The sequence below is a fragment of the Pseudoalteromonas byunsanensis genome (assembly GCF_001854475.1).
In the GTDB taxonomy this organism is placed as follows: Bacteria; Pseudomonadota; Gammaproteobacteria; order Enterobacterales; family Alteromonadaceae; genus Pseudoalteromonas; species Pseudoalteromonas byunsanensis.
This window is the reverse complement of the sequence record NZ_MNAN01000032.1, coordinates 290,112-303,731: the sequence shown is the minus strand read 5'-3', so window position 1 is coordinate 303,731 and position 13,620 is coordinate 290,112. Positions and strand designations below refer to the sequence as shown.

The 13,620-nt window shown below is 41.8% G+C and carries 11 protein-coding genes; 5 read left to right on the top strand and 6 right to left on the bottom strand.

What is annotated here, in order from left to right; all coding sequences use genetic code 11:
* On the top strand, positions 1 to 682 hold a 682-nt coding region (locus BIW53_RS13360), incomplete at its 5' end, for a FimV/HubP family polar landmark protein (protein WP_281179879.1).
* A 510-nt stretch (positions 683 to 1,192) separates the two neighbouring features.
* Here the strand turns inward: BIW53_RS13360 and BIW53_RS20705 are convergent.
* Entirely contained in the window at positions 1,193 to 2,980 is a 1,788-nt protein-coding gene (locus BIW53_RS20705) for a phosphatidylinositol-specific phospholipase C domain-containing protein (protein WP_070992513.1), read from the bottom strand.
* 378 nt (positions 2,981 to 3,358) lie between these two features.
* On the opposite strand from BIW53_RS20705, the gene BIW53_RS13350 reads away from it, so the two are divergent.
* Complete coding sequence (locus tag BIW53_RS13350; RefSeq protein WP_175442140.1) at positions 3,359 to 6,547, top strand: nSTAND1 domain-containing NTPase; 3,189 nt, start codon at positions 3,359 to 3,361, stop codon at positions 6,545 to 6,547.
* Positions 6,544 to 6,951, top strand: coding sequence for a hypothetical protein (locus BIW53_RS13345; RefSeq protein ID WP_070992511.1), 408 nt, complete (start codon positions 6,544 to 6,546; stop codon positions 6,949 to 6,951). Before BIW53_RS13350 ends, BIW53_RS13345 begins: the two co-directional genes overlap by 4 nt.
* A gap of 397 nt (positions 6,952 to 7,348) precedes the next feature.
* On the opposite strand, the gene BIW53_RS13340 is transcribed toward BIW53_RS13345, so the two are convergent.
* Both BIW53_RS13340 and BIW53_RS13335 read right to left on the bottom strand, forming a co-directional pair.
* Entirely contained in the window at positions 7,349 to 7,558 is a 210-nt protein-coding gene (locus tag BIW53_RS13340; RefSeq protein WP_070992510.1) for a helix-turn-helix domain-containing protein, read from the bottom strand.
* Complete coding sequence (locus BIW53_RS13335) at positions 7,558 to 8,061, bottom strand: hypothetical protein (RefSeq protein ID WP_070992509.1); 504 nt, start codon at positions 8,059 to 8,061, stop codon at positions 7,558 to 7,560. The genes BIW53_RS13340 and BIW53_RS13335 overlap by 1 nt, the downstream gene beginning before the upstream one ends.
* 155 nt (positions 8,062 to 8,216) lie before the next feature.
* On the opposite strand from BIW53_RS13335, the gene BIW53_RS13330 reads away from it, so the two are divergent.
* Positions 8,217 to 10,280: a prolyl oligopeptidase family serine peptidase gene (locus tag BIW53_RS13330; protein WP_070992508.1), complete on the top strand. Its 2,064-nt coding sequence runs from the start codon at positions 8,217 to 8,219 to the stop codon at positions 10,278 to 10,280.
* A 144-nt stretch (positions 10,281 to 10,424) separates the two neighbouring features.
* Here the strand turns inward: BIW53_RS13330 and BIW53_RS13325 are convergent, their stop codons facing one another.
* Complete coding sequence (locus BIW53_RS13325) at positions 10,425 to 10,736, bottom strand: hypothetical protein (protein WP_070992507.1); 312 nt, start codon at positions 10,734 to 10,736, stop codon at positions 10,425 to 10,427.
* A 327-nt stretch (positions 10,737 to 11,063) separates the two neighbouring features.
* On the opposite strand from BIW53_RS13325, the gene BIW53_RS13320 reads away from it, so the two are divergent.
* The gene (locus BIW53_RS13320) at positions 11,064 to 11,282 is read left to right on the top strand and encodes a DUF7661 family protein (RefSeq protein ID WP_070992506.1); all 219 of its coding nucleotides are present in this window, start codon (positions 11,064 to 11,066) and stop codon (positions 11,280 to 11,282) included.
* A gap of 174 nt (positions 11,283 to 11,456) precedes the next feature.
* Here BIW53_RS13320 and BIW53_RS13315 read toward each other — a convergent pair whose 3' ends face one another.
* Together BIW53_RS13315 and BIW53_RS13310 are read right to left on the bottom strand one after the other, a co-directional pair.
* Positions 11,457 to 12,674 (bottom strand): serine hydrolase domain-containing protein, encoded by a 1,218-nt coding sequence (locus BIW53_RS13315; protein ID WP_070992505.1) that lies wholly within the window; start codon positions 12,672 to 12,674, stop codon positions 11,457 to 11,459.
* A gap of 19 nt (positions 12,675 to 12,693) precedes the next feature.
* The gene (locus tag BIW53_RS13310; protein ID WP_070992504.1) at positions 12,694 to 13,554 is read right to left on the bottom strand and encodes an alpha/beta hydrolase; all 861 of its coding nucleotides are present in this window, start codon (positions 13,552 to 13,554) and stop codon (positions 12,694 to 12,696) included.
* Between the last annotated feature and the right edge of the window lie 66 nt (positions 13,555 to 13,620).

The following is a 13,620-nucleotide window of genomic DNA, read 5'->3' as shown; positions in this document are numbered from 1 at the left end:
TGACGAGTCAGACATCACAAGCGATGAGTTAGACGATGAAGATGACGCGCTTGATTTAGAGTCGCTACCAGAGTTCGAATTAGAGTCAGATGATGAAGCGACTGATAAGCTGATTTCTGAGTTAGATGATACCGCAGACGAGGAACAAACAGACGATGAGATTGCGCTTGATGAAGCTGCAATAGAAGAAGAGTTCATGTCTGATCTAACTCAATCAGATTTCGATTCACTGCTAAATGAACTAGCTGAACCTGAACCCATCGAAAGAGTTGAATTAGATGAGGTTGATGTAGACTTTGAGTCACTGTTACAAGACGAAGAAGGTATCTCGGATGTCGAAGGCGACGAGCAACAAGATGATCAGGACGACGAACAATTTGTTGATATCGATGAACTGCTCGCACAAAGTGATGATTTCGAGTTAGAAGATGAACCCTATTCAGATCCTGATATGGATGTAGGATTGTCAGAGTTTGACGATTTGTTAGCGGGAGAGAATGCTACTGACGTTGATCTTGAAGAAGAAGGTTATTCAGCGAAGCTCGACTTGGCGAGAGCTTATATTGAAATTGAAGACTATGACTCGGCCAACAAGGTGATTGAAGAGGTCATTAGTAACGGACCGCAAGGCGTGCAACAAGAAGCAGGTGCCCTACAAAGTAAAATAAAAGGTAACCTTTAGAGCGTTAGGTCTTACGAGCACAAACAAAGATGAGTGCCATTTCTGTTTTTTAGCAGTAATGGCACCAGACTAAACCAACCAAAAAGAACATCTCATTTGCTCAGACAGACCAAATACTTCCCCAAATCAAAGCTTAATGTGAGGTGTATACAAATCACTGTGCTGAGCGTGAGCAGCTTGTTGTGCTTAGAATATAAACTTCGATACCGTACATCTACACTAACATTGACCATACAAACAACTTTAATAACACATTACCTGATTGCTTAATCAGTAGGTAGGTTAAATACTTACCCAAATAAAAGTTCAATGGGAGGCGCACTAGGTAGCGTGCAAAGGGTGGAGGTCTTAGAAAGTAAACTTTGATAGCGTACACTTACACTACCATCTACCATCCAAGTGGCTTTAATAACACATTACCTGATTGGTTGAGTGTGTAATTTTAACTGATCTATATACCTTAAAAAGAAAAAAGGCGCTATAGCGCCTTTTTTTCAAACATCGATGTGATTAGCGACAGCATGTATTACTGGCCCAGACTGGTGCATTATTGGCATCATAAATAACTAAGTTGCCATCACTTTGCATGACTAGTCGTGTGTTCACACCAGAGCTATTAGTTTGCCACACAACTTGGTTTTGAGCATCGAGTAGCGTTAGGTTACCGCCAATACCAAAGATACCATTTGTCAGGTGGGCTCTAACGGCCGTGCTGCCAGGAGTATTCGTTGCCCAAATTGGTTGGTTGTTAGAGTAAATCACTAGATTACCATCGCTTTGCATGAGCAAACGGTGACGGCCATCGTGAGAAACTATTTGTTCATTTGCTTCTAAATAGGAGCTTTGCACTAACGTGTCACCATGAATAACCGTTAAGTAATTATCCATCCACGTATGTGGGTCAGCCGCTTCATGCCATTGTACAGCGTTGGCATTTTCACTACCCGAGTAGCTCCATTGGAAACCAAACTCAGAAGAGCCTGGTAAGCACAGATAGTTGTCATGCCAAGTGTGTGGGTCAGAGGGTTCTAGTATCTGCGTACATTTCATGCCGCCAATCGGACCTGAGCTGCTCCAACGCATACCTACATCTCTTGAGCTACAGAAGTAATTGTCATGCCAAGTGTTTGGATCTGAAGGTTCAGAAATCATTCTACAGTGCATGCCCTCAATTGGGCCAGACGAACTCCAAGCGAAATCAACATTGTTGACTGTGCTACGTCGTGCTGTGAGCGATTCATTTTTTCTGATCACTGAGTCTATTAGACCACCGCCAGGAAAGTCTGCATATACGATACCTGCTCGCAGTATTGGGTTGTTGTTGAGTCTGTCCATCGTTAGCGTATTGGTGCCTTCAAAAGCAATGGTACAGTCTTCACCCCATATAAATGGGTTAAAAGCACATGCAACTCGGGGGAAATCAGGGTAAGAATTTGGGAAAACACCAATAGTCTTGCCAGTAGATAACCGTGATGCGCCAGTGGCTGGGCTTGAGTGACCACTTGCAACAAAGTAGGGGAATGAACCGCCTGAACCGCTCAAAAAGTTAATGTACTTGGTTACCGTGGCACCGCTGGATGATTTATCAAGATGTCCTTTGACAGATTCCCATTTGCTATATAAGTCCCAGTTAGTGTCGAGGTTGTAGTTGTCTTGAGTGTCGAAGCTGCTCCAAGGAATGCCTTTGTCTGCTCCATCATAGTTTTGTAAAATAACGATTTTTCCGCGCATTTCACCCATTGTAGGGTTATCGCTTTGGCCCTTGTATAAAAGGTGGTCAACACGGTTGAGGTCCGCATTTACGAAATGCTCGAACATCGCTTTTGTGCCAATTTCATGTTTTATACGCATTAACACGGTTTCGCTAGGGTTAGCGGTTAAGAAGTTCTCGGCTTCTTGTAAAACGCTGTCAAAAGCGATGTATTGAGGCGCTACACCATGGTAAACACATAATGCGCTGGGTATTTCAAGCAAGCACGAACCTAGGCGGATATCCCAAGCACGAATACCTGAGTTTAATTGTGTAGACAATGACATTGTTTGGGTTTCAACTGCGTCACCACCAAAGTTATAGGCGCCAGAATCATGAGTGCCGGGTATTGACATCTCGCTCAGTAAAGCACCATTTTGTATGCTAGCCATCCAGTTGGGGTTGCTGTAACCAATATGGTCATCATGCGAATAACCCGGATTATTGTGTGCGATGGCAGTACCCATTGTTATTGTCATTAGTGATGTTGCAATCACTGATTGTTTAATAGCTAACTGAATGCTTTTAGTTGTGCAGTTAATCTTCATGATAAATTCCTTCGAGGTTGTTTAATCTTTATGTCCGTTCAGAGCATCTTCGTGTGCCCCGTTCAGTGGTTTACAATTTAGAGAACCCCGACGAAGAACACCTTACGCCTTACTGGTCTTTTCTTACCGCTTTCTTACCAGTTTTTATATTGTTAATTAACAATGTGTTATGGGTTTTTTGTCAAGGGAAATTTAATAGGAGCACCGTTGCGTCAGGGTAAAAATGTATAAAAGGGGGAGAAAGAAGAGGAAAGTTCAAAATTAACATTAGTAACAACGTTGAATTAAATTATTTCACAATATTTTTTAATGATTTCACTTTACGGGTACGTTAAGATTGCTAAACGCACACTATTTAAGTAATTGATGACATTTTTCATGGCGGGTTCAACATCAAAACAGCTTAGTCCTTTTTACCTCAATAATACGCTGGTGGTGCCCAATAAAAACCAGATTGAACGGGCAGGACAAGCGATTACCATTCAGCCCAAACAAATGGAAGTATTGTGTTATTTTGCTGCAAATGCGGGGGAGTTAGTTACCAGTGACGCTTTGATTGAAAACTGCTGGCCCAATCAATATATCAGCGACAGTCCGCTTCATAAGTGTATTGCGTCACTTCGCAAAGCGCTGGATGACGATAAAGCGCATCCTAACTACATAAAAACTCTGCCCAAGAAGGGCTACTTATTAGTCGCTCACGTCGCAGCAATCGATAAAGACAGTGATGAGCTGATAACCACACCTGAGACTCGTAAACCCAAATGGCTCAATGGCAATCCTTACCCTGGGCAAGATGCTTACCAATCACAGCATCAAGATGTATTTTTTGGTCGGCAGCGGTTTATTCATCAGTGTGTTAAGCGGCTTTCTAAGGTGCGAGTACAGATAATAACTGCGTTTCCTAGACAAGGTAGCACTTCGCTACTCAAAGCGGGATTATATCCAGTTCTTAAAATGAGGACGCTTACGGCTGACAGTACTTTTCGCGGTGTATTCTACTGTAGCCTGCTTGAGCACTCTGGTAAGCCACTGCAAGAGGTGGAGGCGGCGTTAACCCAGCTTGGTGCTCAAGAAAAGCTGATAGTATTACTTGATGATCTAGAGAAAGTACCGCAGTGTGTTGATACCTTGGCATGTATCAAACGGATTAGCGGTGATCGTCGTATTCATTGGCTCGTGCCGTGTGCGCATTTGCTACCATCAGAGCGAGTTAGTCAGCTTTGCGCGACAGGACTGATTGCGGACTCAGATGAATACACCAAAAGTGAGAGTATTTTACCGGCGTTTAGTTATGCAGATTTATATCAAATCATTAGCCGTCCTTTTGAACTTGCGGACAGTCCGTTGGGTAACGGTGTCGATGAACTGATCCTAGATCAGGTATCACAAGGCGTGGCTTCGATTGGGTTGCTGCAAAGTTACTTACAGCAACTTTACCAAAAACATAGTCAAGTCCCACTGGATGAGCAAAGTTATCAGCACTTTACTTTTTCACAGTTTTTAAAAAATTACACCGCCGAGGTAACACAGCAACTTAGTGCAAGCGAGCAGGCTGAGCTTAGTTATTTTTTTCCGGGTTTAGTCACTATTTCTAGCGAAAATCATCATCAAAGTGTCTTGCAAACTTTACTCCTTAAAGAAGGCGCTCTTGAATTTAATATGCCCGTGTTACAAATACTTATACGCGCTGATTTATTGGTACCCGCGGCGCAATGTACTGGTAATGGTGTGCAGCAGGTTGAGCTTCAGCTAGCTTGTGATGCATTGCTTAAAGACTGGGAAAAGCTCTCTAAGTGGATTGCAGATAATCTTGATGTGTTGTTTTTAACACAAGATATATCAATTGCTTATAATCGCTGGCAAGGACAGCATCGACATCAGGATTATCTACTTAAGAACCCAAGCCAAATTCAAGAAATCATTAAAATTGGACTGATAGAAAAGCAATCTGCGCTGGTCAATGAACAGATCAAAAACTATCTTGCCTTAAGCGCGAGAAAGTACCGGGCCGGTGTCAGGTTAAAGCGTACCGTGGCTGCTATGTTGCTTACAGCAACGCTGGCTTTGGTCATGTTTGGCGTCAAAGTTAATCAGCAAAAAGAGCAAATTAGTGAAGCGAACCGAGCGGCAGAAAACTTAATTTCGTTTATGCTCTCAGACCTAAAAGCCAAACTGGAGCCAATCGGTAAGTTAGAGTTGTTATCTATGGTTGCGAACAAAGCTTTGCAGTATTTTGACCATCAGGGCAGCGAACAATTAAGTTCCAGTGCCGCCACTCAGTTAGCTGATGCGTTTACATTGCTGGGTCAGGTAGCCTATGAAAAGCGACAATTTGAACAGGCCTATAAATTGTTTCGACAAGGGGCTCAAACGTTGGCGGTTCAACTGCATAAAACTCCAGAAGATGCGCCGTTACTTGAGCAGCAGATGCTAAACTACTTTTGGCTCGGACAGCTACACTATCAGCAAGAAAAATATAATCTTGCCGAGCAAGAATTTAATGGTTACCTCGAAAATGCTGAGCGATTATTGGCGCTTGCGCCGAATAATCAGTATTACCAATTGGAACTCTCCTACGCGCTCAATAATTTGGGGTCAGTGGCCTATAAAACAAATGATATTTTAGCGGCAGAGCAATACTTTGAAAGATCACTAAATTTAAAAACTCAAGTATTAAAGTATCAACCGCAAAATAATGCATTAATTTCTGATATTGCTGGTACTTACTCTTGGCAAGGTAATATTCAAGATAGAAAAGGTGCGCTAGATAAAGCATTGAGTTTCTATGAAAAAGCCACCGAGCTGAGAAAAGTAATATATAACAAGGATACTGAGAACTCGGTTAATACCCTCAGGTTGTTCGATATTGTTCAGAAGATGAGCGCAGCATTATTGAGTATTGGTGATTACCAAGGTGCGTTAGATACAGTTAAAGACAGTAATGTGTTAATTGACAAACTTTTAGAGGTTGATGCTGAGAATATTTCTCACCATGAAAAGTCGCTTATAAACACATTGATAGAGTTAATTTGTTACAGACAGACTAAGCAACACAATCAAGTTTTACTGAAACTGGCAACCCTTGATGATAGCTGGCAGGCAATTCCAGATTCAGCGCGCACTTTATTAGCGCGCTCTGCTTTGAAAAAAATAGAGCTGGAACGTGCCTATTCACTAGCTAATCATTCGACCTTAGTTGCGACTGAGTACCTCAAAAACAAGCAAAGTCCAGTTCCTGATGCGACCGAAAACAATCAGCTCACACTCGCACAGTTTGTTGTCTTTACGCGCTATATTGAAATGTTGAACCAACATCAAATAGCAATACGTGAGCAAGAACAAGCAATGGCTGAACAGTGGATAGCGCTTTATCGGCCGCTCATTGAGTCGCATGTCAACAATAAAGAGTTGTTTATAAGATGGGAAATTGTTGGGCATTATTTACTGCTAAAAACGCTAACAGATAGTCCTGCAAACCCCGTATTACTAGAGTCATTTAAAGCGTCTGGCTATCGCCCAGATGAGTTCACTTTATTATTTAACCCAACTGAGGAAAACCTATGAAACCCACTCAACTACAAGTAATACTGCACCTTGAAGAAGTCGGACAAGGCGGTAACACGGGAGATGGACAATATAATTACCAGTACTTTTTACAAACTGGTGCAGAGCCTCAACCGCTGCCAAGCCCACTGGATCTTGATAAAGTAACAGATATTTTAGTCACTCTTCAGGCTAACCCAAGATTTACGATTAGTAGTGTGAGCCAGCGGATGACAGCAAATGTACCAGAGCAGTTTGACTTGTCTTCACAGAGCAACACGCAAGTAGTGCTCGAAGACATTGATTCTGCACAAGGAGATTTTTATTTTGCAATCTGGTGTCAAGATGCAGGTAACCCGAAAGTCAATATTCATTGTGATCCACAAGTTGAAAACACTGCTGTACCGCCGCAAATAAGTTGCTAATACTCGTTGTATTTGACATGTAATTGACGCACCTATACGCCCATTTTCGACAACAATATGATTGTTGTTTCTGTGGGCGTATAGGTGCAAATTAACATTGAGCAGCAGATTGACGGCTAGTATCGATAAGGATATTTTTAATAAAAACCACTAAAACAAGACCCTAATGAATAAACTATACCGTATACTTATTGTTTTACTGTTACTCATTGGTGCAATTGCGGCATACAGCTATGGCAGTACAACGGGAATATTCCTATTTATTATTTTGGGGTTCGTCTTTGAAATGGCGTTTTGGTTTAATTTATTTCCGCGCAAAAAAAAGCGCTAAAATGAGTCGCAAAACTTATCAACGCTACTTTTAGTGGGAGTGGGTCGAGCTGCGCCGACCCATAGGCTATTCACTATCTTTAAAGGCAAGAATATCGCCGGGCTGACACTCTAAATACTGACAAATTTGTGCCAACGTTTCAAACCTCACGCCTTTTACCTTACCACGCTTGAGCAGTGACAGATTGGCTTCGGTGATGCCAATGGCTTTGGCCAATTCCTTTGAACTGACCTTACGCATCGCCATAACAACGTCTAGGTTTACGACTATTTCCATCAGACAAACTCTTTGTTTTCGTCTTCGATTGCTTTGGCTGCTTTGAGTAAATAAGCAACCAAGCCCATCAAGATTAATGTGGTTAAATAGCCAAACTCAAGATGTATGATGAGCTTGTTGCTGTCAAATAGCGCGCCATGCCACTTTGCAACCACAATACTCAATAGCAATTTATAGAGTAAACCTGCTACCTTGGTCCAAATAAAAGCCACATAGTAACGCAGTGCCAGTGGGCTGAAAAATTCACCTTGTTGAAACTGTCCAAGTAAAGCAAAGATCCAATACACACTTAGGGCCATTAGTACGAGAATAGGGGCGAGGAATAACGTAATAAGACCGTTACTGGCTTGGTCTGACTCCCAAAGGTGGTAAAGCATCTCATTTTCAAAGTAGGCAATTGTGTTTTCTATCCACTGCTGATACAGCAAATAACTGATTACAACAACCGCTATAAGCAACACTGTCCAGCGCATTACACCACTGATTTTTTGTATTTTATCCATTATCAATTGCTCTTATTGTTCCTATACGACACGGGTTATTTTGCATGAATTATTATAAATCACAAAGTAATGATTGCAAAAAAACAATAAATTATCGTTTTACAATAATAAAATTTCGTGTAATGATGATTTTGAATTTAAGGAGGAGTAATTCCATGACAATACAACTAACCACTTTTAGAAAAACTATACTAGGTACAGCCATGGCTGTGGCCGTGTGTTTAACTGGATGTCAGGGCACTGCGGTGTTAACCAATACAAGCACCGCATCGGTAGAGCAACAAGTACCTTTAATCCAGATGGAAGACTTGTTTGATAAGGCGCAAATTCGCGATGTAAAGCTCTCGCAAGATGGTCGCTTTTTAGTATTTATGAAAACCCTCAATGGCGCGAGTAACCTATTTATAGTTCCCAAAGGTGGCAAAATATCTGAGGCGGTAGCACTGACTGAGCTTGAAGACCCAGTTGACAGTTATACTTGGTCAGCAAGAGATGGCGAGCTGTTCTTTTTCAAAGATCATCATGGCAATGAAAACACCCAGATCTTTTCGTTGCGGTTTGATGTTAAAGACTTACATAAAGTGCCTGAAATCAAGCAGCTAACATCTAACCCTAATGCGGGGTTCCGGTTTATTAAACAACTGGGCGAGCAGCCACAAACGCTGGTTGTTAAGGCCAATCATAGTGACAGCGGCAGATTGGATGTGTATCACTTAAATGCAGACACACTCGAATTACAGTCAGTACACACTAACACGCTGTTCTTTGCTGATGAGTATATTGATGAGCAAGGCGAGGTGATATTAGGTCTGGTGAAAAACAAAGATAACACTCGCACCTTGTATCGTAAAAATGATGGTCAATGGCTTAAGGTTCTGAGCGTATTAAAGGGTGAAGATATCGATTTTTATCATTTTAACAAAGAGACAAATACGGCGTTAGTACGTTCAAATATTGACGGGCGTGACAAAAAACAATTGCTGTTTCTTAATGTCATTAATGGTGATGTTCAGCCAATTCATCAAGACCCAAAAAATGAGTCCGATTTAGAAGAAGTACTACTCGATGAAAATGGTGCGCCTTACTTAGTCACATACTATGGCGATAGGTTGCGTAACTATCCTTTACAGGAAGAAGCCAAGCAAAGACTGGCAGAAATTGAGTCACAGTTTAGCAATGAAGATGTTGATATTTTAGTCAATAAAATTGACCATAAAAAGGGCCATTGGGATATCAGCATTACTTCTTCGGTGCAACCGAGAAGACGTTTTGTGTATGAAGCCGAAACTAAAAAATTGGTAGATTTATTGAATAAGGCACCAAAAATCGCGCCTGAATTGTTAACGCCAAGAAAAACCATTTACTATACCGCCCGAGACGGTGAACAGATCCAAGCTTATCTTACTTTACCAAAGGGAGACGCACAAAACCTACCAACGATTGTACTACCACACGGTGGGCCTTGGGCGCGTGATCATTGGGCCTATGACGGTGACTATTTTGGGCCCATTGCGCATTACTTCGCTAACCGAGGCTATGCGGTATTGCAGGCGAATTATCGTGGTTCAATCGGCTTTGGTAAGCGCTTTACGCTACTTGGTGAGCGTAACTGGGGAACTGGTCACATGCAGCACGACTTAACTGATGGAGTAAACTACCTTGTTGAACAGGGCATTGCAGATAAAGAGAGAGTCGGCATCATGGGAGCTTCTTATGGTGGCTATGCTGCGCTATCTGGTGCTACGTTTACGCCCGATGTGTATAAAGCGGTTATCTCGTATGTAGGGCCGTCTAGTTTGATCACTTTGGTTGAATCTTTTCCAGAGCATTTTCGCCCATATCTGGGAGATTGGTTTAATGCTGTTGGTGACCCATTGATTGAGGCAGATCGTAAAGATATGGCTTCGCGTTCACCTATCAATTTTGTCGATAAAATTAAGGCACCTCTGATGCTGTTACAAGGTGCAAACGACCCCAGAGTGACAAAAGCAGAGTCAGACAATATTGCTCGAGCGCTTTATAAAGCAGGCTTACCTGTGAAGTATTATCTTGCAGAAGATGAAGGGCATGGATTTGCAAAGCGAGAAAATAAATTGGCCTCTATACGTGCGATGGAAACCTTCTTTGCGGAACATTTAGGTGGGCGCAAGTCACCTGATGTGAGTGCTAAAACCGCAGAACAACTGGCAAAACTTGAGGTAGATATCAGCAAGCTATAGGCCATAACGCTTAGCAAATGATGTGCTAAGAAAACCACCAGACACCTTCAAATCAACTTTTAGAGGGTATCTGGTGGGCTATTTGCAATCCCAAGTCTTCAAAGTTCAGTCTAAGCAAAAGATGTTTACATCAATGTCAAAATCTTACAGCATCTTTGGCGTTACTTTGCCGGTGATGGTGACATTTTGTGAGTTATTGCTGTAAAGCGTTACACTTCCTTGCATATCATGGTGAAAAGTCATTTGTGCATTGATCAATTCAGCCCAAGAATCAGAGATTTTTTCATGTACTGTATGATCCACCATCGTAGCGTAGTTGCTATCACTTTTATCAAAGTCAGCGTTTAGGCTAATCTGGTAGGTTTCGTTGTTGTTGTTATCGAAAAATGTAATTGTGCCTGGCACACCAGCGGCTAACGTGGTGCTGACTTTACCTACTGATACACCGTTAACCACAACTTCGAAGTTGTAGTCGATAGCATTAGCTTGTTAAATTTGAGCCTGTGTTACAGAGGCTAAGTTGTCAGCATATGACAAGTTAGTACTTATGGTTACACCTGTAAGTAGGGTGGTAGTGATTAACTTCAACAGTGTCTTCATTGCGATATAAATCTCCATATTTATTGAAAGACAAAAACAGCATTTTGGTTTTGTCTGTGAGTTGCGAAAGTTGCTCAATAATAAGTATATTTTGAGCCAAAAGGTATCTATATTTATAGTTTAGGTAATGGTACATATTGCTCACTGATATGTGCTATCACAGCAAAGCACGGAGCAGAGGAAGTGATTGCAAAATTTAATGTTTTTGGCAAAAAAGTGTCTGTTATGAGGCAAGAGCAGCAGTGGTTGTTATTCAATGAATCTGATAGCGGTATCCGCAGTCGTGTGTATGACGTGGTTATTCCCGCAGATTTAGACGAGTCGGAATTGGTGTTGTATTTAGATGATATATACCATGAGCTGGCGTCAGAAAAGCATCCTAATGTGATTAAAATAAACTAGTGTTATTGCCGAGGTGCTCGCTTCTATGGATCTGATCATTTGTCTTGGCAAGCTTAAATGCCATATAAAGAGAAAATGACCCATTACTGAAGCTTGTGCGAATCGTTAATGTAGTTGGTGCTGGCACTTGTTAGGTTGGATAAGCTAAAGCTAACTCTCCAACCTCATATATTGTTAGATAAACGCAGGCAAGATCCTTTGTGCGGTTAACTCCATGATACGCTCTTTATCGGTACTTGCGGTGAAAACAATGATCAGCTCCAACTCATCAACCAAAATAATGTACTGACCGCCACCACCTTGTGCCGATGAAGTTGCGTAGCGTTTATCACCCACCTGCATATCAGCTTGCCAAAAATAATAGCCATAACCTGGATTGCTCACGTGCTCTCCTGTGAAGAAAATATCACCTTGTTTAAGCCTAACATGACTGTGAGTCGCTTCTTTCATGAAGGCTTGGGAGATCAGTTGCTCACCGCGCCATTTGCCCTTGTTTTTTGCCAGTTGACCCCATTTGAGCATGTTGCGCGAGGTCATCTGTGAATGATATGGCGCCATTGGTAATCCGCTGACGTCATCGGCCCACTGGTATGTTTTTATGCCCAGCTTGTCGAGCAGTTCAGTTTTGACAAATGCTTTTGCGCCGCCTGGTACAACGGCCTCTAATACCTGCATGACTAGTTTAGGGTCAAGGTTTTGATAGTTAAAGCTTTGTGACTCAGCAGAGATGGCAGGGCTGTGTTGTAAAAAGGTCTGGACTTGAGTTTGACCTTTCATTTTTTCTTTTTGTTTGGAAAGTTCATCAAGCTGTGAACGTGTAAGGCGAATGCCTGAGCGCATGGTGAGGGCTTTATGTAAGGTAATTTTGTCAGCACCTTCTACCAATTCGCTGGTGTCGAGGTGTTTTAAAAAATGGATAAGAGGTTTGTGCAAGTCAGCCATTGATAGATAGCCTAACTCAATAGCACGCCCTAGGGCCATACTCACATAGGACTTGGTTGCTGATGCCTGTGGATGTGGTAGGTCAACCCGGCCACGGAGGTAATAAGACTCAAATATCAGCTTATCTTTGTGCGCAATGAGCAAGCTATCAATATCGCTGTGCTGCTTGCTTGCTATCTCTTTTGCAAGCGTAATTATGTTATTTTTATTGCCACCATCAGCACCAAGCTTACCCACCTTAATACCATCAGCTCTGTTGCTTGGGTTATCCTCAAGGTACGGCTTTTCAAGGTTAGGAAAATCCCAAAATGACAGTGTTTTTTGAGTATCAAGAACCTCTACTGCACCCTCCTTAGTACACGGTTTTTTATCAAGGGGGTTTGCGTTAACAGTGATATTCGAACCAAGTAATAAAGACATCACTATCAGGTGTTTTACACGTATATTCATAAAAAGTCCTCAAAAAGAATCATGGTTTAGTTGTGTTTTTTAGGTTCGCTAGCCAAAGTAGGCTTTGTATGGCTGTAGCTGGAAAAGCGCTTTGGTGATCTCCTGCGACAATCACCTTTGTTATGCTCAGGTTCGATTGGTGTTGTTTATTGAGTGTTGCCACAAAATCATCAATTAGGCTGCTGCGATCTTGCTCCAGCGTTCCGTGGGCAATAAATACATTGATATTTGTATCGAGTTGCTTGGTTTTGATACTTTGATGGGCAGCTTCAAGTTTGGCTAAGTTATTTCTTAACGACGGGCTACCAAGAATATAATTCTTAAAGGTATTTGGTTGTACCATCAATGCGTAAGCGCCAAATAGTCCACCTAGAGAGTAGCCAAAATAAGTGCGCTTGCTGGGGTCAGTGCGATAGTGATTTTCTACATATCCAAACACGTCGCGGTTAATAAATGCTAAGTGTTTTTGTGCCTGACCAAACTTATATTTGGCCTGATTTGCTGCATTTTTTGATGTTCTGATGGTGTAGTCACGAAACCGACTTGAATGCTCACCTTCATTCATCAACAACGGGTTGTGATTGTCCTTTTGCCATGAAATGCCGACCAAAATGACGTCATTTATCAAAAAATCGCTGATGCCAGAAAGGGTTTCAATATGCCAAACTGCATCGGTGAAGTAGATCACGGGATATTTTACATGTTTATTTTTTTGATACCCCTCGGGGAGTTTAACCAACAACTCATACTGGTATCCCATACGAGTGTCTTTGAGAGCAACCACATGTGTTCTGGGTATCGCATATGGGCTTTTTTCTTCGGCGTTTATTAACAGTAAGGGTTGCAGTAGAAAAATAACTAACAAAATGGCTTTGAACATATCAGGAGTCCTTAAACTTAGGTGACGAATAGCCCAAGTTTCGGACAAAAGAGAGTAAATAACTTG

What these genes read in the sequence shown, in the direction of transcription:
- BIW53_RS13335 (WP_070992509.1), bottom strand. Translation starts at nt 8,061, where the DNA reads ATGGATAAAATACAAAAAATCAGTGGTGTAATGCGCTGGACAGTGTTG.
- BIW53_RS13350 (WP_175442140.1), top strand. Translation starts at nt 3,359, where the DNA reads ATGGCGGGTTCAACATCAAAACAGCTTAGTCCTTTTTACCTCAATAAT.
- BIW53_RS13310 (WP_070992504.1), bottom strand. Translation starts at nt 13,554, where the DNA reads ATGTTCAAAGCCATTTTGTTAGTTATTTTTCTACTGCAACCCTTACTG.
- BIW53_RS20705 (WP_070992513.1), bottom strand. Translation starts at nt 2,980, where the DNA reads ATGAAGATTAACTGCACAACTAAAAGCATTCAGTTAGCTATTAAACAA.
- BIW53_RS13315 (WP_070992505.1), bottom strand. Translation starts at nt 12,674, where the DNA reads ATGAATATACGTGTAAAACACCTGATAGTGATGTCTTTATTACTTGGT.
- BIW53_RS13345 (WP_070992511.1), top strand. Translation starts at nt 6,544, where the DNA reads ATGAAACCCACTCAACTACAAGTAATACTGCACCTTGAAGAAGTCGGA.
- BIW53_RS13340 (WP_070992510.1), bottom strand. Translation starts at nt 7,558, where the DNA reads ATGGAAATAGTCGTAAACCTAGACGTTGTTATGGCGATGCGTAAGGTC.
- BIW53_RS13330 (WP_070992508.1), top strand. Translation starts at nt 8,217, where the DNA reads ATGACAATACAACTAACCACTTTTAGAAAAACTATACTAGGTACAGCC.